The following is an 18,293-nucleotide window of genomic DNA, read 5'->3' on the forward strand; positions in this document are numbered from 1 at the left end:
TCGTCCCCTTCTGCACGACGGAGCCGGCGAGCAAGGTTTCACCATGGACAACGACTTCGAGGAACAGGATCGACCTGCTGTCAACGGAGCACGGCTATGGGCGGGCGGGGCCGCGACGGCGGTGACCGCCGCCCTGACCGCGCTCGTCGGGATCCTGATCGCGCGCGGCCTGGTCAAAGTCGCCGTGCTGGCACCCAGCCGTGAAGGTGCGTGGGGCGGCGCGAGCAGCCTCACCTACTCCCTCGCGTCAGCGGCCATCGCACTCGCGGCGACCGCACTGCTGCATCTTCTTCTGCTCACGGCACCGAAGCCCCGGACGTTCTTCGGCTGGATCATGGTGCTGTTCACCGCGATCGCCGTCGTGATCCCGCTCAGCCTGGGTGCCACGCTGGACTCACGACTCGCGACGGCGATCATCAACCTGGCCATCGGGCTGGCCATCACGATCACGCTGTCCGGCGTCGCGGGTTCGGCCATCCGCGCCCGGCGGGCGACCGGATCGTTCGAGCACGAATCACCCTGACCCACGTTCGGCGGCCGATCCGCGTTTCGTGACAGGAGGCGCGGCCTTCACCGGAGAAGGAGAAACACCATGACAGTGCGCGAAACAATGAGCGGCCGTCCCGAGGTCGCGGACGTCGGCGTCCTGGCTGCCGAACTGCTCCAGCAGGCCCGCGAACACCACTCACGGCGTGCCGCCAGGACCCTGGTGGCGGGCAACTTCCAACGGGTCACCCTCATCGCGCTGGCCGAGGGCGCCGAACTGGCGGAGCACGACTCGCCCCCGGCCGCCACACTCCACGTCATCACCGGACAGGTTCGCCTGAGCACCCACGACCACGACCGGCTCCTCGACCGCGGTCAGCTCACCGCCATCCCGCCCGAACGGCACAGCCTGACGGCGTTCCTCGACAGCGCCGTCCTGCTCACCGTCGCGCTCCACTGAGAATCCGGTCAGGCGGTGGGGGTCACCGGCGTGTGCAGACGTCGTCCGGTCACCTTCTCCACCTCGATCCGGACGAAATGGTCGCGGCGGCCGTCGACCCAAGACTTCAGCCATGTTCCGGACACGTCCACGAGTTCGGTGACGTCCGTGATCAGGTTCGCGTGGCCGACGACGGTCACACTCCATCCCGCCCGCAGCTCGGGGTCGAGTTCGTCGGCTTGGAAGGCCAGCACGGTGTCGCCGGCCGCGGTGGCCAGTTTCGCCCCGCCGGCGCCCCGGATCACGACGTGGTCCCGTTTCACCCGGAAATTGACCGGCTGCACCGCCGGCAAGGCGTCTTCGACGAAGACCAGCCGCCCCACCTGCACTGTCCGCAGAAGGCCAAGGCACTGCTCGCGGTCCAGGACCTCGAGCTGTTGTCGATCTACCACGATGTCTCCTGAAGCCGATGAAGGACAAGCACTTTCGAGCATGACCGCCGGTTCTCACCACTGGTCAGAGCCGGAGGTCCCCGTCCGCGAGGTCCATCGGCGCGGCGCGGGCAGCCGATCTCGGCGCCCGAGCGCCGCCGGGCTCAAGCGGTCAAAGACCGCCGCAACCGGAAAGTGGCCGCGCCCAGGAAGAGGGCCGCGAAGGCACCGAGCACCGCCAAGGGTCCCAAGATGTCGACGATTCCGCCGCCCCGCGACAGGATCGTGGTCCAGGCGTCGACCGCCCAAGCGTGCGGCGTGACGTGTCCCGCAGCACGTACGGCGGGCGGAACGATTTCCAACGGCCAGGTGCAGCCGCCGAGCATGCCCGCCCCGATGCCGACCGCGGGACCGATGGCCGACGCCTGCTCAGGGGTGCGGAACAGCGCGCCGCTCAGCATCCCCGCGCCGGCACCGACGAGACCCCACATGAAGGTCAAGGTCACAGCCGCGAGCGGGTCGCCCCAGTCCACCCCGAAGAGCAGGCCACCCACCCCGATGATCAGACCGGATTGGAGCAAGGTCAGCGCGAGGTAGCAGAGCGTTTCACCGAGCATGACCTCACGCGGGCGGACCGGCCCGGCGAGGATCCGGGCATGGATACCGAGCCGCCTGGTCTGGATCAAGGCCGCACCACCGGCGAGCGCGTTGATGAAGACGAAGAACACGAGCATGGTCGGCGCGCTGTAGCTGAATCCCGGGGGCAGTACGTCGCCTGTGCTTCCCACCGTTTCGGCTCGCACGGCGACCTGGGGCACCGCCGGGTCGAGCGCGCGGGCCAGCGGCAACAACTCGTCGAAGGAAGCAGAGGTCCGGCTCGCGGCGAAGGTGGCGGCCTGAACGGTCGCCGCCTGGTGCGCGACCACGGACGCGACCGCCGACCAGGCCCCCTGCCCTGCACTGGAATCGGCGGTGGTGAGCAAGGGGAGTTCGACCGGCGCGCCAGCTGTCAGAGTCTCGTCCATTCCGGCGGGAATGAGCAGAACCGCGTCGACTTCGTTGCGCCGCAGGGCGTCTCTCGCCGCCGACTCATCGGTGAACGGACTGGTGACCAGCGTTCCCGCGGCGGCGAGACTCTGGGTCAGCTCGACGGCGAAACGCCCTTCCCCTGCCACGACGGCGACCCTGAACCCGTTCTGACCACGCATCACCGCGCCGATCACCAGTATCACGACGACCGGCAGCAATACGATGAAGAACAAGGCGATCCGGTCTCGCGCCAGCCTCCGGAGCGACACCAACGCGATGGTCACCACGTTCATCTGAATCTCCTCCGGTAGATCGGCACCGTGATGGCCGAAATGACCACGCAGAACAACAAGATCGCCAAGACCGGCTGGACGACGCTGAGCCAGCCCGCTCCCCCGGCGAGATCCGTGAAGGCCCGCAACGCCCACCCGTTCGGCGTCAGCAAAGCGAGCTTTCGCATGATCTCCGGTGCACCACCGAGCATGATGAAGTTGCCGCCGAGCAGGACCAGCCCGAAGATCACGAGTGAAGCGATGCCATCGGCCTGCCGGTCGCTGCCGGCCACCGCGATCACGAAGGCGGTCAGGCAGACCAACGTCAGTGCCAGCGCGACGATCACCATGCCGACGGCGAGTGGCGGTCCCCACCCCTGGCCGAGGACCAGGCCGGTGATCAGCGCGACCGACGACAGGCTGGCGACGCCGTAGACGAAGGTGGCCAGCGACTTTCCGAGAAGCAGCGCACCGGCGCCGACCGGGGCGACGGCGATCCGGTCGAGGGTGCCGTTCGCGCGTTCCTCGAAGTATCCGCGCGCACCGAAACCGATCGCGAAGAACATGAAGAAGATCCCCATCGCGGGGCCGTAGTACCCGGCCGCGGTGAGCTGCTCGGTCCCGGCCGCCTTGGGCACGACCTGCTCGGGGAGCCGCAAGCCGGCGGTCTCCGATGGATCCACGGGTTCGGCTCCGGCGGCCAGCGCCGTCGCCATCGAAAGGCGGTCGGCGTTCAGCTGAGCCACGAAAGACTCGCCGATGGATCGGGCGACCGTTCCGGCGAGCGGCGAATCGATTCCGGAAAGCACGGTCATCGGCTCGGCTGCTCCACCGTGCGCGGCGGCGGTGAAGCCCTGAGGAATCAGGAAGACCGCACCGAGTTCCCCCTCGTTGATCAAGGCGCGGGCGTCGGCTTCACTCGTCACGGGGACCACGTCGAGTACGGAGTCCAGCTGTGGTCCGGCGAGAAGAGCCGTGAACGCCGTCGCCAACGCCCCGCCGTCCTGGTCGACGACGGCCACCTTGGTGTGGAAGTGCTCACCTCCTTGGAAGGCGAAGCTCATCAGCAAGGCCACGGCCACCGGCGCGAGGAATCCGAGCACCCACGCCGACCGGTCCCGCAGACGCTGACGGAGGTCCTTGGCCGCCACGACGAACGCCGCATGCATCTTCCGCTCCTCAGTCTCGGAGTGCGGTGCCGGTGAGGTGGAGGAAGACCGCCTCGAGGTCGGGTTCGGTCACTTCGACGGAGCGCACTCCGACCTCGGACCGCTCGGCCGCGTCGAGGACCGCGGGCAGCATGCGACGGCCCTCGCGCACGATCAGGTGGAGTTCGTCGCCCGCGGAATCGACTTTCTCGATACCCGTGACAGAACCGAGCCGGTCTACCAGCCGGGCCGGGTCCCCGTCGGTGGCGAGCGTGATGCGGTCATGCTCGCCGAGCCGGTCTATCAGCTCGCGGCGGGTGCCTTCGGCGATCAGGCGGCCGCGGTCGATGATGCCGACCCGGTCGCACAGGCGTTCGGCCTCTTCCATGTAGTGCGTGGTGTACAGGACGGCCATCCCGCTCGTGCCGAGCGAGCGCACGTTCTCCATGATCGCGTGCCTGCTCTGCGGATCGACCCCGACCGTCGGCTCGTCGAGGATCAGCAGTGTCGGCCGGTGCATCAAGCCGGCCCCGATGTTGAGCCGGCGGCGCATCCCACCGGAGAAGGACTCGACCCGGTCCCCGGCGCGGTCGGTGAGGCCGATCAACTCCAGCACTTCGTCGACCCGCCGGTCCAGCGCCTTGCCGCGCAGCCGGTACAGCCGGGCGAAGAACCGCAGATTCTCCCGTGCGGTGAGATCCGGATACAGCGCGACATCCTGAGGGACATAGCCGATCCGTTCCCGGGACGCCACGGCCCCGCCGTCGGCGGCACCCGCGACCGTGATGCTGCCCGCGTCCGCACGCAGCAAGCCGCACACCAACCGGATGATGGTCGACTTCCCGGCGCCGTTCGGGCCCAGCAGGCCATAGGTCTCGCCGGCGCCGATGGAGAACGCGACATCGTCGACGGCGACCCGTTCGCCGAAGCGCTTGGTCAGCCCCGTCACCGCCAGTACTTCGGCCTGCCCGGCGCGCGGCGACTCGGTCATGGGGAGAGTCATCTAGGCCGCCGGGGTGATCAGGCCGTAGTGCCCGTCGTAGCGGTGGTACAGCACACTGCCCCGGCCCCGTTCGGCGTCGAGGTAGAACAGGAACGGCAAGCCGGTCAGGCCGAGCCGCTCCACGGCCTCCACTGTGGACAGAAACGGCGCCGGTCGCCTGCTGATCGTGAGAGGAAGCTTGAAGGGGCTCAGGTCGTGCGGGCCCGGTGGGACGATCTGAGCGAGCCGATGCATGGTCGGCCCGGCGTGATAGAGCACGCTGTCCTGCCCGGTACCGGCCTCGGTGAACAGATGGAAGTCATAGTCGAGGAGGTGCATGTCGACGAACGCCTCGTCGACCGTCGACCGGGCAAGCGAGTAGGACTTGTGCCGCACGATCTCTCGTTCCTGCTCCGGCCTCGGGAACCAGGGCTCGTGCGCGGCGGGAACCGACTCGTGGCGCCATTCGCCGGGATCCGGAACAGGACGCCCTCCTCTCCGGGCTTCCCAGTGCAGGGCACTTTTCTCCAGTTGTCTCCGGAGTTTCGCGTCCATCCGATCGATCGCCTCGTCCACTGACGGCGCCGCCGCCTGCGCGCGTACCGGCCTGCCGCTCACGTCCAGGGACGCCTGCGCCGTCACCGACCGCTCCCGTGCGGGGTCTCCGTACTTGGTCAATCGCACCGACGCCGCCAGTACCGGCCGATGGGCGAGCCTCATCAGGCGCGAGACCCTGGCGGCCGCACGGCTCGCGGAAGCCGGCTCGACATCGCCGCGTACCGCCACCCGCACTTCGGGCATCGTCCTGGTTTCCTTCGTCCGCATCGATCGTCCTTCCCAAGTCGGTGCCCTAATCGGTACGCCGGTCGACCGGCGTGTCACCAGGGACCTAGGACGCCGCGGGAAGGGACCTTGGGGTCTCTGCCGCGGTCGCCCGGCGGCTGATGCTCGTGTCATGACCTATGCAGTGGAACTCACCGAACTCGACTCCATCGACGCCGCACATCTGCGACGCCACACCACGACGGCCGACATCGGCGAGTGCGTGGGGATGGGACTCGACGCGTTGTACACCTTCGTCTCCGAAGCAGGTACCACTCCGAACGGCCCTCCCCAAGCGGCCTATCCGGGAGATTTCCAACCGGGCGAAGAACTCGATCTCGACCTCTACCTGCCCATCCCCGGGGGCCTCCCGTCACAGGGCGATATCGACATCGTCACCCTCGACGGCGGACCTGCCGCCCGCACCTCGCATCACGGGCCCTACGACAAGATCGGTGCGGCGTATGAAGCCGTGTACGAATGGGTTCGTGAAAGCGGCCGCCAACCCGCTGGAGCTCCACGGGAGTTGTACCTGTGCGGACCGGAAAGCACGCCGGACCCCGCCGACTACGTCACCGACGTGGTCTTGCCGTTACGGAACGGGTGAGCGCCTCTCTCGGACGATCATGACCGGGCACTTCGCGTGATGGATCAGGGCGTGACTCGTCGACCCGACGGCCAGAGCGTCGAAACCACCTCGCCCGCGGCTGCCCACGACCAGCAGCTGAGCCTTCTCGCTCAGCTCGAGCAGGCGGTGCCGAGGCTTGTCCCGGACGACGACTTGGTCGACGGGCACCTGCGGATACTTCTTGCGCCAACCCGCGAGCCGCTGCCCCAGAACGCGATTCTCGGTCTCCCGCACCGATTCGCCGGGGAAGGGCAAAGCGCCTTCACCGGTGAAAAGTCCCGCTATGTCACCGTCGTGCCACGCGTGCAAGGCGACCAAGGGGACCTTCCGGTTGGCAGCTTCCTCGAAGGCCCAGGCGAGTGCTTCCTCACTCAACGGACTGCCGTCCACCCCGACCACGACCGGCCCGGCGTCACCCGGTCCTCGGACGACCACGACCGGGCAGGCGGCACCCGATGACAGGCGGGACGCGGACACCCCGGCGAACAGACCGGCGATCTCTCCGGCGGGAGCTCCGATCGCCAGAAGCCGCGCCATGGCCGAGGTTTCGGTCAGCGCGGAGATCGGACCCGTGTCGACGGCCGCGGTGGTCACTTTCACCTCGGGAACCGCCGATTCGCAACCGTCGCGGAACTCCCGCAGCACTTCTTCGGTGATGGCTTCCTTCGCTTTCAGCCAGGTATCCGGCGGAAACGACCGATTTCCGAAGGGAGCGCCATCGACACCGTAGGCCATCAGAAGCAGCAACCCCGTCTTGCACAGCAACGCTTCTTCCGCCGCCCACAACGCGGCCGCCATGGAATGAGCCGAGCCGTTCACCGCCGCGACGACCGGCGGGGAACCGGATGTCGTCATGGAGCACTCCTTCAGTCGATCGCTTCGGACACCGACTCCGTCGACGCTAGGCACCTCGTCGTGACGGTGATGCGGTCGTACGTCGCGACCCGCAGGGGCTTTGGGCTCTGTGTCGAGCGGCCGCCTGGAGACACGCTCGAACCGGCAACCCCTCCGCGAACAAGGAGAGAACATGAAGGCACTCGTTTACGACGGACCGGGGCGGCGGGCTTGGACCGACCGGCCGCAGCCTGAGCTCGCCGCGGCGACCGACGCGATCGTCCGCGTCGACGCGGTCACCATCTGCGGCACCGATCTGCACATCCTCAGGGGTGACGTGCCCGCCGTGGAACCGGGCACGATCCTGGGCCATGAAGCGGTCGGCACGATCGTGGAAGTCGGCAAGGCGGTGACGACCTTGAAGCCGGGCGATCGGGTGCTGGTCTCCTGTATCACCGCGTGCGGACGCTGCGAATACTGCCGGAAAGCCGTCTACGGGCAATGCCTCGGCGGTGGCGGTTGGATCCTGGGGCACCGGATCGACGGCGTGCAGGCCGAGTTCGTACGCGTTCCGTTCGCCGAGACCTCGACCTACGTGCTGCCGAACGGTGTCGCGGACGAGTCCGCGTTGATGCTGGCCGACATCCTGCCGACCTCCTACGAGGTCGGCGCCCGAAACGGCCGGGTCCAGCCCGGCAACTGCGTCGCGATCGTCGGGGCGGGGCCGATCGGGCTCGCCGCGATCACCACGGCGCAGCTGTTCGGCCCGAGTTCCATCGTGGTGATCGACAAGGAACCCAGCAGGCTCGCCGCCGCGAAGACCTTCGGCGCGGACGTCCTCCTCCAGCCCGGCGAGAACCCGGCCGCCGCCATCGCGGAGCTCACCGGCGGCCTCGGCGCGGACGTCGCGATCGAGGCGGTCGGCGTGCCGGAGACCTTCGAACTGTGCACGAAACTGGTCCGTCCCGGCGGCCACGTCGCGAACGTCGGTGTCCACGGCGCGCCCGCGACGCTGCACCTGGAGGAGCTCTGGATCCGCGACATCACCATCACCACCGGCCTGGTCGACACGTCGAGTACCTCGATGCTGCTGCGGATGCTCGCCGCCGGCAGGCTCGACACGACCCGGTTCATCACGCACCGGTTCGGACTCGACGAGATGGACGAGGCCTACGACGTCTTCGCCCGGCCCCAAGAAAGCGACGCCCTCAAGGTCGCCCTCTTCCGAGGCTGAACACGTCGACGCCCCGCTTCCGTCCACCAGGGACGGAAGCGGGGCCGCGCTCGGTCACGAATGACGCTTCAACGCCTCGATGACACCGGTCCCGACCGGTTCCTCGATCGGCAAGTGGCTGTCGTCCAGCTCGGCGGTGAGGTGTTCGCGGACGTCCACCACGCCGTCGAGCCGCCGGATCAACGCCACGATCACCGGGATCATGCCCGTACGTTCGACCTGACCGCGCACCGCGACGACGCCGTTGTGCACGGAGATCGACAGGGTGTCCGGATCGATCGCCATCGCCCGCCTGACGACCTCGGTACGAACCTCTTCGCGTAAATCCTTGTCGGAACGCAGAAAGCCGCGCAGAAGGTCCGCTCTCCCGACGATGCCCACCAGTTTCGCGTCGTCGTCGAGAACCGGCAGCCGATGCACCCGATGGTTCTCCCTCAGCCGGATCGCTTCGTCCACCCCGGCATCCTGTGCCACCGTGATCGCGGGCCCGGTCATCAACTCGTCGGTTCGGCTTCCCTCCACCTTGCGCCGTAACCGGGGCCGGAACCGCAGCAGGCGGTGCTGGATCTCCCGTTCCAGCAGATCACGCTGGGAGACGACGCCGACGACCCTGCCTTCGTCGTCCACCACGGGCGCGCCGCCCACTCCCCACGACGTGAGCAGGACGGTGATCGCCTTGAACGGGGTCTCCGGCCGCACGGTGAGCACCTGGCCGCGCATCACCTCACGCACTCGACGGCGTTTGCTCATCTCGATCTCCTTTCCGAAAGTGTCAAGCAGCGATGTCCCGGCGCCTGAAGCCCGCCACACCGGCCGCGAGCAACGCGCAGGCGACCAAGACGAGCCAGGGAAGGGACGTCATGCCCTCCGTCGAACCCGGCAGGTTCGGCAGGTGGGTGAACGGCGAGAGGTTCAGGACCACTTGAGGGACGCCGAAGAGCACACCGAACTCGCCGACGACGACGATCGCCACGAGCACCACCCAGATCAGGCCGAGCCTGCGCGGAAACAGTCCGAACAAGGCGCAGGCCAGCCCGGCCAGTACCCACACCGCGGGGAGCTGCACCAGCGCGGCGGCCGTCAGCCTGCTGATCTCGGCGCCGGGGCGCCCGGTCTGCAGGCCGGCGGCGAGTCCCGCGCCCAGGCCCGCCGCGAGCATCGGGACCACGCTTCCGGCGATCGCGAGAACCAGGTAGCCGGTCAACAACCGGGTTCGCGAGACCGACGCGGTGAGGAGCGGCTCGACGCGGAGCGCCTCTTCTTCGGTGTGCAAGCGGGTGAGCGCGGACATCGCGTAGATCGCGGCGACGACGCCTGCGACGCTGAACTCCAGGGCGAAGAACGCGTCCGACAGGGCCTTCTCTCCACCAAGCGCGAGAATCAGTTGCTCGGCCCGGGGATTGTCGAGGAACTTGCCGATACCGTTGGCCAGATTGCCGATGACAAGGCCCAACACCAGGTAGACCGCCGTCCAGGCGAGCAGACCGGCGCGGTTGAGCCGCCAGAGCAGACCACCGCTGCTGCGCAGGCCACGACCGGCGCGGGCGGGGCCGGCGCGGTCGGCCAGCAGGCCGGCACCGACGTCACGACGATCGCTCAGCCTGACCGCGATCAGCACCAGCACGGCGGCGAACGCGACAGGAAGCGCCATGACCCACCAACGGTCCCCGGCGAACGGCCGGATCTGCTGCGCCCAGCCGATCGGGGACAGCCAGGACAGCCATTCCGGTCCGGAGTCCCCGATGGCACGCAGGAGATAGGCGAGCCCGAGGACCGAACCGGCGATACCGGTCGCCAGCCGCGTGGACCGGCACAACTGCGCCGTCACCGCCGCGATGGCACCGAAGGCCCAGCCCGCCGTCATCCAGCCGGCCCCCAACGCCACCGAACCCGCCATGGGCAACCCCGCGGCGACGAGTCCACCGGCGGTCAGGATCGCGACGGCCAGTCCGGTGACGGCGGTGACCGCGAACGCCGCGGCGAGTGGCGCGTGCCTGCCAAGAACGCCGGAGCCGAGTGGGGTCGTAAATGCGGCCGTAGAAGGCGACCAGTGCGGGCACCGCGTTGACCGCCTCGGCGAGGACGGTCAGTTCCCGTTGCGAGGGATAGAGGTCCGCCGTCGCCGCGGCCGCGCCCGCGGTGGTCACCGCGCAGGCCAGTGTCCACAAAGGAACACGCAGGCGCTCACGGCGCAGCGCGAGACGGAACAGGACACCGGTCCCGGTCATGGTACTCATCGGGACTCCAGGACCGGCTCGCGATAGTGGCGCAGGAAAAGCTCTTCGAGCGTGGGGGCCTGACTCGTCAGTTCCAGCACTCCGAGGCGGCTGAGCGCGGCGAGGACCGCACCGAGTTCGGAGTTGTCGACGGTCAGCCGGAACCTGTCCCGGTCGTGGCCGAACTCGTGGACGCCCGGCAAGGCCGCGAGTCCGTCCGGCGGCCCGGCCAGCCGCACGGTGAGCGACGTCCGCGTCAGGTGCCGGAGTTCGTCGAGGCTCCCGGTGTCGACCACGCGCCCGCCCCGGATGATGCTGACGCGGTCGGACAACGCCTCGGCCTCGGAGAGGATGTGGCTGGACAACAGGACGGTCCGGCCGCGGTCGCGTTCCTCCCGGATGCAGCCCCGGAAGGCGTCCTCCATCAACGGGTCGAGCCCGGCGGTCGGTTCGTCGAGCAGGAGCAGTTCGGCGTCGGAGGCCAACGCCGCCACGACGGCCACCTTCTGGCGATTCCCCTTGGAGTAGGTGCGCCCCTTGCGGGTCGGGTCGAGGTCGAACAGGTCCAGATAGCGATCTCGCCGTCGTTCGTCGATGCCACCGCGAAGCCTGCCGAGCAGGTCGATCACCTCTCCCCCGGTGAGCGTCGGCCAGAGCGACACCTCACCGGGCACATAGGCGAGCCGCCGGTGAAGCGATACGGCATCACGCCAAGGGTCCCCGTCCAGCAGCCGCATCTCGCCGGCGTCAGCCCGCAGCAGTCCCAGCAGGAGACGCAAAGTCGTCGTCTTGCCCGCGCCGTTCGGCCCCAGAAACCCATGGACTTCGCCAGTGCGGACGGTCAGGTCCAGTCCGTCCAACGCCTTGGTGCGACCGAAACTCTTCCGCAGGCCGCGGATCTCGATCGCGTTCATCGGGCGGCGTCCAGCAGGACGCGGCGTTCGGCGGCCGCGATCGCGCTCCGGGACGCGTCGACCGCGTCGGGGTTGACGGAGATCGACGTGATCCCGAACCGCACGAGATGCTCCGCGAAGCCCGGCTTCGCCGAAGGCGCCTGCCCGCACAGCGAAGAGGTGATTCCGGCGTCTCGTGCCGCGCCGACGATACGTCCGATGGTGTCGAGCACGGCGGGGTCGGCTTCGTCGAACAATTCCGCGCAGACTGCCGAGTCCCGGTCCACCCCGAGAACCAGCTGGGTGAGGTCGTTGCTGCCGATGGACACACCGTCGATGCCCATCCCGGCGTACTCGGGAAGCCAGTGCACCACGGACGGGACCTCCGCCATGATCCAGCGATGCAGTCCACGCTGCCGTCCGAGCGGGCTCGCGTCGATCAGCTCGAGGCATGCCTCCAGCTCCCACTTCGTGCGGACGAACGGGATCATGAGATGCAGGTTCGGCGTCTGCTCGCGGACCCGCGCGAGCGTGCGGAGTTCGAGGTCGAACAGGTCCTTCTCCCGCACGTAGCGGAAGCAGCCGCGATAGCCGATCATCGGATTGCTCTCGACGGCTTCGTAGGCCTCGCCCCCGGCGAGACCGCGGAACTCGTTGCTGCGCAGGTCGGTCGTCCGGTAGATGACCGGGCGCGTGCCGAAGGGGCGCGTGATCCGCAGCAGCGACTCGGCCATCGAATCCACAAAGGACTCCTGTTCGCCCTTGGCGATGAGGTCACGGGGATGACGCCCGCCGAGCGCCTCGGTCAGCAGGAACTCCGCCCGAAGCAGGCCGACACCGTCGATCTGCCGCGCGGCGACCTCTTCGGGGTGTTCGGGCATGGCGAGGTTGACGTACAGTCTGGTCCCGATCGCCTCCGGCACGGCAGGCGCCACCGCGGGCTCGGTACGCGCCGGCGGCCGGACATAGCCGGACCGCACCTCGCCGGTCGTGCCGTCGACCGTGACGGGGCCTCGTCCCGCGAGAACCCGTGTCGCGTCGCCGGTGCCGACCACGCAGGGAACCCGGAGCTCCCGCGCGACGACCGCGGCGTGACAGGTCATCCCGCCTCCGTCGGTCACCAGCGCCGAAGCTCGCCGGATGGCGGGTACCCAGTCGGGATTGGTCATCGGGGCGACCAGTACCTCGCCGTCCCGCAACTGTCCGCCCTCGGCCGGATCCCGCAGCACCCGTACCGCTCCACCGCCGATACCCGGTGACGCGGCCAGCCCGGTGACGAGAACGTCCGGTGCCGGTTCGCGCCCTGGCGGAAGAGTCGTGACCGGCCGGGACTGGACGACCCAGATTTCCTTGCCCGTCATGGCGAACTCGATGTCCTGGGGCGTTTCGTAATGGTCTTCGATCCTGGTCGCGAGCCGCGCCAGCTCGAGGACGGTCGCGTCGTCGAGGACCCGGCGGCCCGCCGTCTGCGCGGGAAGCTCGACCTTGACGTCTCCCCCGCCCACCTCGGCGATGATCTTGTGTGACTTGCTGCCGACCCGGGCCGAAACCAGCCGCAGATCGTCCTTGGCCACCAGATAGGTATCCGGTTCGACCGCCCCGGAGACGATCGCTTCGCCTTGACCGAAGACCGCCTCGATCACCAAGCGATCCCGATCGCCGGAACGCGGATCCGCGGTGAAGATGCCCCCGGAACGATCGGCGGTGATCATCCTCTGCACCACCACGGCGATGGCGGGTTCCCCGGTGAAGCCACGGCCGGCCCGGTACCCGATCACCCGGGGCGAGAACAGGGACGCCCAGCAGTCGACGATCCGCTCCCGGACGGCGTTGTCCCCCCACACGTTGGTGAAACTGGCGTTCATCCCGGCGAACGAGGCTTCCGCGCCGTCTTCCCCCGTCGCCGAGGAGCGGACCGCGATGGGCGTCGACTGCCCGATCTCGTGATAGGCGTCGATCACGTCTGTCAGGACACCGGCCGTCATCCCCGCTTGGTGGACCAGAACGCGCAACTGGTCGCACAGGCCGGACAGCTGCTCCGGCGCGTCCGCGGACGCGAGCGCCTTCTCGTGCAGCTCCGCGATCTCACCGCGTACAACCGCTTCGTCGAGCGAAGTGAGGTATGCCTCGCGAAGTACGACGAACCCTGGAGGGACGGAGAACCCGGCGGTGATCAGCTCACCGAGATTCGCGCCTTTGCCGCCCGCCGATTCGGCGTCGGCGAGGCTGACCGTCGACAAGTCGCGTACGTAGCTCATCGCTTTCCCTCCGGACGTTGGCCTTCCATGGAATCCATGCTCACCGGAGTCGCGGTCGCCGCTCTGCTGTCCAAGGTCCCGGCGCGCCGGGACTTCGTCCCCACGCCGGGCCTCGGCGGGTCAGCGGCCGAGATGAACGGGTTTCTCGGTGACGCCCTCGATATCAGCCGCGGCCGCGTCGAGCAATCGGTGCGCGAGCTCGCTCAACGCACGGGAAGCGGCCAGTTCGTCACCGATCTCGGGCACATTCGCGTCGACCGGATTGAGTCGCGCGATCCCCACGCCCGTCAAGCCGGTGTCATCCCGGTTCACCAATCGCGCGGTCGCGCGCGTCCGCGCTTCGTGCTCGTCGATGAAGATCTCCACGGTCCAGCGTTTCTCCTGCATGAAAGCCTCCTTGGTCGAAGTCCGTCCGAGGGATCCACCGTGTTCTGACGGCGGCACCGGTCGAAAGGGCCGAAGGTCCCGGCTCGGCGGACGGCCCCGCGGCGGACATCGCTGCCCCAGCCTCGAAGCCTGATGTCACGCTGCGTCCTAGTTCTCAGGAGGCGGTCGCTCAAAGCGTGAAGTAAGCCTCTTCCTCCTGAGCGAAGTGAAGAGTGAGAATCGCGTCGAGGCCGTAGAGGGTCGCCCTGAGGTCATCGACCTGATCCGATCGGATGCCGTCCGGCGCTTCGTCGAGATGCCTGCGCAACCGACGGATCAACCGCTCGATCTCGGCATGCTCCCGGCTCATCGTGATGGTGCTGTCCGGACCTCCCAGCACGTCGGCCAGCGCCGGATACAGCTGTTCCTCCTCGGCCCGTTCATGCGGCAGAAGCCGCTCCGTGAGCAGCTTGCCGGCGTGCCGGACAGCGTCGTCGGCGTCCTGCCCCGCTCCCTCGGCCAGTGCGTCGGCGGCCAGGCGCACCGCGGCACGGACCGGCAGCAAGGTTTCGTGCTCGTCCGCGAATCGCCGGACCAATCCTTCCGGCGCGCGCCGCCGAGACGCTCGCGGAGCGAGAAGAGCCCGGAGTGAATTCCCGATGACGGCGATGTCGATTCCCTCCTGCACCAACGCCCCCAGCACGGGTGCCAGCCACCCGCCCGCCGCCGCGAGCATGGCGAGCACCGACAAGCCGGTGCCGATCCCGGCGCTCTCCACCGCGAGCCGTCTCGCCCGGCGCGCGATGTCCACCGCATCGGCCAGCCGGTCGATGCGGTCGTCCAAGATCACCGCGTCGGCGGCCTGGACCGCGGCCGTCGAACCGCGCGAGCCCAGCGCGATGCCGACACCCGCGGCGGCGAGTGCGGGCGCGTCGTTGATCCCGTCCCCGGCCATGGCGGTGACCGCGCGTTCGCTTTCCCCGCGCACGAACGAGATCTTGTCCTCCGGGGAGCATTCGGCGTGCAGGTCGTCGAGTCCGAGCTGCGCCGCCACCTCCTCGGCGTTGCCGACTCGATCGCCGGTGAGCAGGACGATCCGCGTAAGTCCCGCCGAACGCAGACGGCTCAGCGTCCGGGCCGCGTCCGGCCGGAGCCGGTCCCGCACCAGGAGCGCGGCGACCGGCTTCTCGTCTTCCTCGACCCAGATCACGGAGGCCAGGTCGAGCCTCCCTCTCCGTTCCACGCCGAGCGCCCACCCGGGAAGCAGGCTCCCGGACCGCTTGCCCGCCCGGACCCTCTTCCCGTTCACCGTCCCCTCGACCCCGCGCCCGGGTGTCTCGGACACGGCCGCGGCGGCCGGCACCGCGACTCCGGCGGTTCTCGCCGCCCGCAGGACACATCCGGCGAGCACATGCGGTGAGAACCCCTCCACCGCCGCGGCGATCCCGAGAACGCGATCGGCCGAGTCGTCCGGCGCGCAGACCACGGCGGTGATCTCCGGACGGCCCGCGGTCACCGTGCCGGTCTTGTCCATCGCGAGGGTGCGGACCCGGCCGAGCAGTTCGAGCGCGGCACCGTCCTTGACGACCACCCCCGACCGTGCCATCCGGGACATTCCGCCGGTCACCGCGACCGGTACGGCGAGCAGCAGCGGGCAGGGCGTGGCGGTGACGAGCACCGCGACCGCGCGCGCCGGATCCTCGGTGAGCGCCCAGGCCAGGGCGGCGATGACGAGTGCCGCCGGCAGGAACCAGACCGCCACCCGATCCGCCAGCCGTGCGATCGGCGCGGTGGCCGAAGCGGCCTGCTCGGCGAGCCGGACGACTCCGGCGTAGGTGCTGGCGTCGGCGGTCGCGGAGGCCGATATCTCGGCGACGGCGCCGGCGTTGACGACACCACTGCGGACCTCTTCCCCCGAGCGGTCGGCAGGCTCCGCTTCTCCGGTCAGGGCGGACTCGTCGAAGATCCCTTCTCCACGGACCAGCCCGTCCACCGGGACGACCTCGCCGGGCAGGACGACGACCACGTCGCCCGGCAACACGGAAGCGGCCGGTACAACCTCGACGAGGTCGCCACGGCGCACATGGGCAGTGGTCGGCGCCCGTGCCAGCAGCGCGGACAGGTCGCGCCCGGCGCGACGACGTGCGGCCGCTTCGAGCACCCGGCCGGTCGCGACCATCGTCGCGATGATCGCCCCGGCGAGGTACTCCCCGACCGCGACGGTGCCGCCCAGCGCGAGCACCGCGAGCACGTCGGCTCCCCACCTGCCCGCCCGCAGGTCGGCGAGTACCCAGAGCGTGGCCGGGACGAGCATCACCACAGTGGCGCCCGCCCAGAGCACCGAAGCCGTCGCCGGGCTCCCGAAGCGGGCGATACCGCCCGCGGCGAGCATCGTCAGCACTCCGGCCAGGAGAAGCGTTTCGAGAGACGGAGGCCATCGGGGCTTCGTCACCCGGTCGGCCTGTTCGCCTCGTCGTCCCACCCGAACCGGACCCGATCGACGACATCGACGACGCCGGCGATCCGGCGCACCAGCGCCGACAGCACGACGGCCTGGCTCCGTCGTTCGACCTCACCCCGCAGGGTCACGATCCCGTTTTCCACGCCCACCCGCACATCACCCCGCGACGGACGCCGGATCTGTTCCGAGACGTCCCGCAGGACCTCGTCCCGGATCTCCTCGTCCGTCCGGACGAAGGCGTGCACGAGGTCTGCCCGGCTGACGATCCCGGTCAGCTTCCCGTAGCGGTCGACCACCGGCAGCCGCTTGACCCGATGGCCCACCATCAACCGGGCCGCCTCCGCGACCGGAAGGTCGGCTTCGACGGTGATCGCGGGGGTGCTCATCACGTCCGCCGCCGTCCGTGCGTGCGATTTGGAGCGGATCCCCGGCACCCTCGGACGCGGGGCGCTGACCGACTCGACCTGTTTGAGCAACAGGTCGGCCTCCGAGACGACACCGACGACATCGCGGTCGTCGTCCACGACGGGAACGGCGCTGATCCCCCGGCCCGCGAGGATTCCGGCGATGTCCGCGATCAGGGTGCCCTTCCGCACCGAGTAGACCTCCCGGGTCATGACGTCGCGGATGGCCTTCCCGGTCATGACGGACGCTCTTCGTCCTCTTCGGACGGTTCCTCGCGCTTCCGCGCGCGATAGGACTCCGCGGCGAAGTATCTCCGCATCGCCGCCTCCGCCAACTCACCCGAAGAACGGGACGAGCCGGATCCGGCGGCGATCGCGTCCCGTGCTTCCTTGGCCGCACGCGCGTTCTCGACGTCGTTCATGTTCTGCTTCCTTCCTTTGGAGTGCGAATTCCGAATCCCGGTGTCCGCACGGACGACGGCGACCGGACACGATGTCCGGCCTGCCAGTCCTTGGCTCACCGAGCCGAGCAGCATCCCGGCGAATCCGCTCCTGCCGCGGGTTCCGACCACGATCAGACCCGCTCGTTCGCCGTATTCCCGGAGGACCTTGCCCGCTCGTCCTCGGACCACGACACAACCGAAGGGGACATCCGGATACTCGTGTGCCACCGAGGACACCTCGGCGGTCAAGGCACGCCGTGCGGAGTCGTGGACGGCTCTCGAACCGCCGAGACGCCACATGCCCGGCTCGACGGGGCCCAGTTCGCTCCACGTCCTGAGCGCGGTCACCGAGGTTCCCAGCTCCGACGCCTCCTGGAAGGCGAATCGCACGGCGGACGCCGAGGCGGGCCAGCCGTCGACACCGACCAGTACCGGACCGGGACGCGCGGCGCCGTCCCGGACGACCACCAACGGGCACTGTCCGTGGGCCGCCAACGCGATTCCCGAAGAGCCCAGCAGGAACTTGCCGACACTTCCGAGCCCGTGGGAGCCGAGGACCATCAGGGCGGCCCGGCGCGATTCCTCGACGAGTACCTCCCTCGCGTCCCCCTCCACGATCTCGGTTGTGACGTCCAGACCGGGCACGGCCCCGGAGGCGGTCTTCCCGGCGACGCTCAAACGCCGGATCCCGGTTTCCCGCATGGCTTCACGCACCTCCGCCGCGGTGACCTCCAGGGTGGGATAGTCACGTCCGGCCGATTCGTACGCGTACACGAGCCGCAACGGAAGCCCGCGTCGGCCGGCCTCCCCGGCGGCCCATCGCGCCGCTTCCACCGCGGACCGAGAACCGTCGATCCCGGCCACCACCGGCTTCGACCGGCTGTCGTCGAATCCTTCCGCCATCTCCCGACCACCTTCCGCGAAGTGCTACGGCCAAGCCTGCCTCC

General features: G+C 69.2%; 18 protein-coding genes. 4 read left to right on the top strand and 14 right to left on the bottom strand.

What is annotated here, in order from left to right; translation table 11 throughout:
• The first annotated feature begins 43 nt into the window (after positions 1-43).
• Entirely contained in the window at positions 44-523 is a 480-nt protein-coding gene (locus DMH01_RS16760) for a DUF6069 family protein (protein ID WP_125677781.1), read from the top strand.
• 69 nt (positions 524-592) lie between these two features.
• Positions 593-946, top strand: a complete 354-nt coding sequence (locus tag DMH01_RS16765) for a hypothetical protein (RefSeq protein ID WP_370323380.1) — start codon at positions 593-595, stop codon at positions 944-946.
• Positions 947-954: 8 nt separating this feature from the next.
• Here the strand turns inward: DMH01_RS16765 and DMH01_RS16770 are convergent, their stop codons facing one another.
• The 5 genes from DMH01_RS16770 to DMH01_RS16790 all read right to left on the bottom strand — a co-directional run bounded on the left by DMH01_RS16770 (position 955) and on the right by DMH01_RS16790 (position 5,612).
• Positions 955-1,377, bottom strand: coding sequence for a pyridoxamine 5'-phosphate oxidase family protein (locus DMH01_RS16770; protein WP_233621559.1), 423 nt, complete (start codon positions 1,375-1,377; stop codon positions 955-957).
• Between the two features lie 143 nt (positions 1,378-1,520).
• Complete coding sequence (locus DMH01_RS16775) at positions 1,521-2,678, bottom strand: ABC transporter permease (RefSeq protein ID WP_125677786.1); 1,158 nt, start codon at positions 2,676-2,678, stop codon at positions 1,521-1,523.
• Complete coding sequence (locus tag DMH01_RS16780) at positions 2,675-3,826, bottom strand: ABC transporter permease (protein WP_125677788.1); 1,152 nt, start codon at positions 3,824-3,826, stop codon at positions 2,675-2,677. Before DMH01_RS16780 ends, DMH01_RS16775 begins: the two co-directional genes overlap by 4 nt.
• 10 nt (positions 3,827-3,836) lie before the next feature.
• On the bottom strand, positions 3,837-4,796 hold the full coding sequence (locus DMH01_RS16785; protein ID WP_125677790.1) for an ABC transporter ATP-binding protein: 960 nt from the start codon (positions 4,794-4,796) through the stop codon (positions 3,837-3,839).
• Between the two features lie 12 nt (positions 4,797-4,808).
• Positions 4,809-5,612 carry an HPF/RaiA family ribosome-associated protein gene (locus DMH01_RS16790; protein ID WP_125677792.1) on the bottom strand — a complete coding sequence of 268 codons (804 nt, stop codon included), beginning with the start codon at positions 5,610-5,612 and terminating at the stop codon, positions 4,809-4,811.
• Between the two features lie 130 nt (positions 5,613-5,742).
• Here DMH01_RS16790 and DMH01_RS16795 point away from each other — a divergent pair, with 130 nt between their 5' ends.
• On the top strand, positions 5,743-6,216 hold the full coding sequence (locus DMH01_RS16795) for a GyrI-like domain-containing protein (RefSeq protein ID WP_125677794.1): 474 nt from the start codon (positions 5,743-5,745) through the stop codon (positions 6,214-6,216).
• On the opposite strand, the gene DMH01_RS16800 is transcribed toward DMH01_RS16795, so the two are convergent.
• The gene (locus DMH01_RS16800) at positions 6,202-7,092 is read right to left on the bottom strand and encodes a universal stress protein (RefSeq protein WP_125677796.1); all 891 of its coding nucleotides are present in this window, start codon (positions 7,090-7,092) and stop codon (positions 6,202-6,204) included. The two genes, DMH01_RS16795 and DMH01_RS16800, sit on opposite strands and share 15 nt — an antisense overlap.
• A gap of 172 nt (positions 7,093-7,264) precedes the next feature.
• On the opposite strand from DMH01_RS16800, the gene DMH01_RS16805 reads away from it, so the two are divergent.
• A complete protein-coding gene (locus DMH01_RS16805) occupies positions 7,265-8,305 on the top strand; it encodes a zinc-dependent alcohol dehydrogenase family protein (RefSeq protein WP_125677798.1) in 1,041 nt (346 codons plus the stop codon).
• A 54-nt stretch (positions 8,306-8,359) separates the two neighbouring features.
• On the opposite strand, the gene DMH01_RS16810 is transcribed toward DMH01_RS16805, so the two are convergent.
• The 8 genes from DMH01_RS16810 to DMH01_RS16845 form a co-directional block, all read right to left on the bottom strand.
• The gene (locus DMH01_RS16810; protein ID WP_125677800.1) at positions 8,360-9,055 is read right to left on the bottom strand and encodes a CBS domain-containing protein; all 696 of its coding nucleotides are present in this window, start codon (positions 9,053-9,055) and stop codon (positions 8,360-8,362) included.
• A gap of 22 nt (positions 9,056-9,077) precedes the next feature.
• A complete protein-coding gene (locus DMH01_RS16815; protein ID WP_233621560.1) occupies positions 9,078-10,202 on the bottom strand; it encodes an ABC transporter permease in 1,125 nt (374 codons plus the stop codon).
• Positions 10,203-10,538: 336 nt separating this feature from the next.
• Positions 10,539-11,435 carry an ABC transporter ATP-binding protein gene (locus DMH01_RS16820; protein WP_125677802.1) on the bottom strand — a complete coding sequence of 299 codons (897 nt, stop codon included), beginning with the start codon at positions 11,433-11,435 and terminating at the stop codon, positions 10,539-10,541.
• Positions 11,432-13,672 carry a phosphoenolpyruvate synthase gene (gene ppsA / locus DMH01_RS16825; protein WP_125677804.1) on the bottom strand — a complete coding sequence of 747 codons (2,241 nt, stop codon included), beginning with the start codon at positions 13,670-13,672 and terminating at the stop codon, positions 11,432-11,434. The genes DMH01_RS16820 and ppsA overlap by 4 nt, the downstream gene beginning before the upstream one ends.
• Positions 13,673-13,792: 120 nt before the next feature.
• On the bottom strand, positions 13,793-14,059 hold the full coding sequence (locus DMH01_RS16830) for a DUF1876 domain-containing protein (RefSeq protein ID WP_125677806.1): 267 nt from the start codon (positions 14,057-14,059) through the stop codon (positions 13,793-13,795).
• Between the two features lie 169 nt (positions 14,060-14,228).
• Positions 14,229-16,430, bottom strand: coding sequence for a heavy metal translocating P-type ATPase (locus DMH01_RS16835; protein ID WP_199745553.1), 2,202 nt, complete (start codon positions 16,428-16,430; stop codon positions 14,229-14,231).
• A gap of 56 nt (positions 16,431-16,486) precedes the next feature.
• Complete coding sequence (locus DMH01_RS16840; RefSeq protein ID WP_125677810.1) at positions 16,487-17,143, bottom strand: CBS domain-containing protein; 657 nt, start codon at positions 17,141-17,143, stop codon at positions 16,487-16,489.
• On the bottom strand, positions 17,140-18,249 hold the full coding sequence (locus DMH01_RS16845; RefSeq protein WP_233621561.1) for a universal stress protein: 1,110 nt from the start codon (positions 18,247-18,249) through the stop codon (positions 17,140-17,142). The genes DMH01_RS16840 and DMH01_RS16845 overlap by 4 nt, the downstream gene beginning before the upstream one ends.
• Positions 18,250-18,293 lie beyond the last annotated feature (44 nt).

The organism is Amycolatopsis sp. WAC 04182 (assembly GCF_003947465.1).
In the GTDB taxonomy this organism is placed as follows: Bacteria; Actinomycetota; Actinomycetes; order Mycobacteriales; family Pseudonocardiaceae; genus Amycolatopsis.

Excerpts from the sequence above, each read along its gene's own strand:
- DMH01_RS16805 (WP_125677798.1), top strand. The coding sequence starts at position 7,265 with ATGAAGGCACTCGTTTACGACGGACCGGGGCGGCGGGCTTGGACCGAC.
- DMH01_RS16765 (WP_370323380.1), top strand. The coding sequence starts at position 593 with ATGACAGTGCGCGAAACAATGAGCGGCCGTCCCGAGGTCGCGGACGTC.
- DMH01_RS16845 (WP_233621561.1), bottom strand. The coding sequence starts at position 18,249 with ATGGCGGAAGGATTCGACGACAGCCGGTCGAAGCCGGTGGTGGCCGGG.
- DMH01_RS16785 (WP_125677790.1), bottom strand. The coding sequence starts at position 4,796 with ATGACCGAGTCGCCGCGCGCCGGGCAGGCCGAAGTACTGGCGGTGACG.
- DMH01_RS16810 (WP_125677800.1), bottom strand. The coding sequence starts at position 9,055 with ATGAGCAAACGCCGTCGAGTGCGTGAGGTGATGCGCGGCCAGGTGCTC.
- DMH01_RS16775 (WP_125677786.1), bottom strand. The coding sequence starts at position 2,678 with ATGAACGTGGTGACCATCGCGTTGGTGTCGCTCCGGAGGCTGGCGCGA.
- DMH01_RS16830 (WP_125677806.1), bottom strand. The coding sequence starts at position 14,059 with ATGCAGGAGAAACGCTGGACCGTGGAGATCTTCATCGACGAGCACGAA.
- ppsA (WP_125677804.1), bottom strand. The coding sequence starts at position 13,672 with ATGAGCTACGTACGCGACTTGTCGACGGTCAGCCTCGCCGACGCCGAA.
- DMH01_RS16780 (WP_125677788.1), bottom strand. The coding sequence starts at position 3,826 with ATGCATGCGGCGTTCGTCGTGGCGGCCAAGGACCTCCGTCAGCGTCTG.
- DMH01_RS16835 (WP_199745553.1), bottom strand. The coding sequence starts at position 16,430 with ATGCTCGCCGCGGGCGGTATCGCCCGCTTCGGGAGCCCGGCGACGGCT.
- DMH01_RS16815 (WP_233621560.1), bottom strand. The coding sequence starts at position 10,202 with ATGGCGGGTTCGGTGGCGTTGGGGGCCGGCTGGATGACGGCGGGCTGG.
- DMH01_RS16790 (WP_125677792.1), bottom strand. The coding sequence starts at position 5,612 with ATGCGGACGAAGGAAACCAGGACGATGCCCGAAGTGCGGGTGGCGGTA.
- DMH01_RS16800 (WP_125677796.1), bottom strand. The coding sequence starts at position 7,092 with ATGACGACATCCGGTTCCCCGCCGGTCGTCGCGGCGGTGAACGGCTCG.
- DMH01_RS16840 (WP_125677810.1), bottom strand. The coding sequence starts at position 17,143 with ATGACCGGGAAGGCCATCCGCGACGTCATGACCCGGGAGGTCTACTCG.
- DMH01_RS16795 (WP_125677794.1), top strand. The coding sequence starts at position 5,743 with ATGACCTATGCAGTGGAACTCACCGAACTCGACTCCATCGACGCCGCA.
- DMH01_RS16820 (WP_125677802.1), bottom strand. The coding sequence starts at position 11,435 with ATGAACGCGATCGAGATCCGCGGCCTGCGGAAGAGTTTCGGTCGCACC.
- DMH01_RS16760 (WP_125677781.1), top strand. The coding sequence starts at position 44 with ATGGACAACGACTTCGAGGAACAGGATCGACCTGCTGTCAACGGAGCA.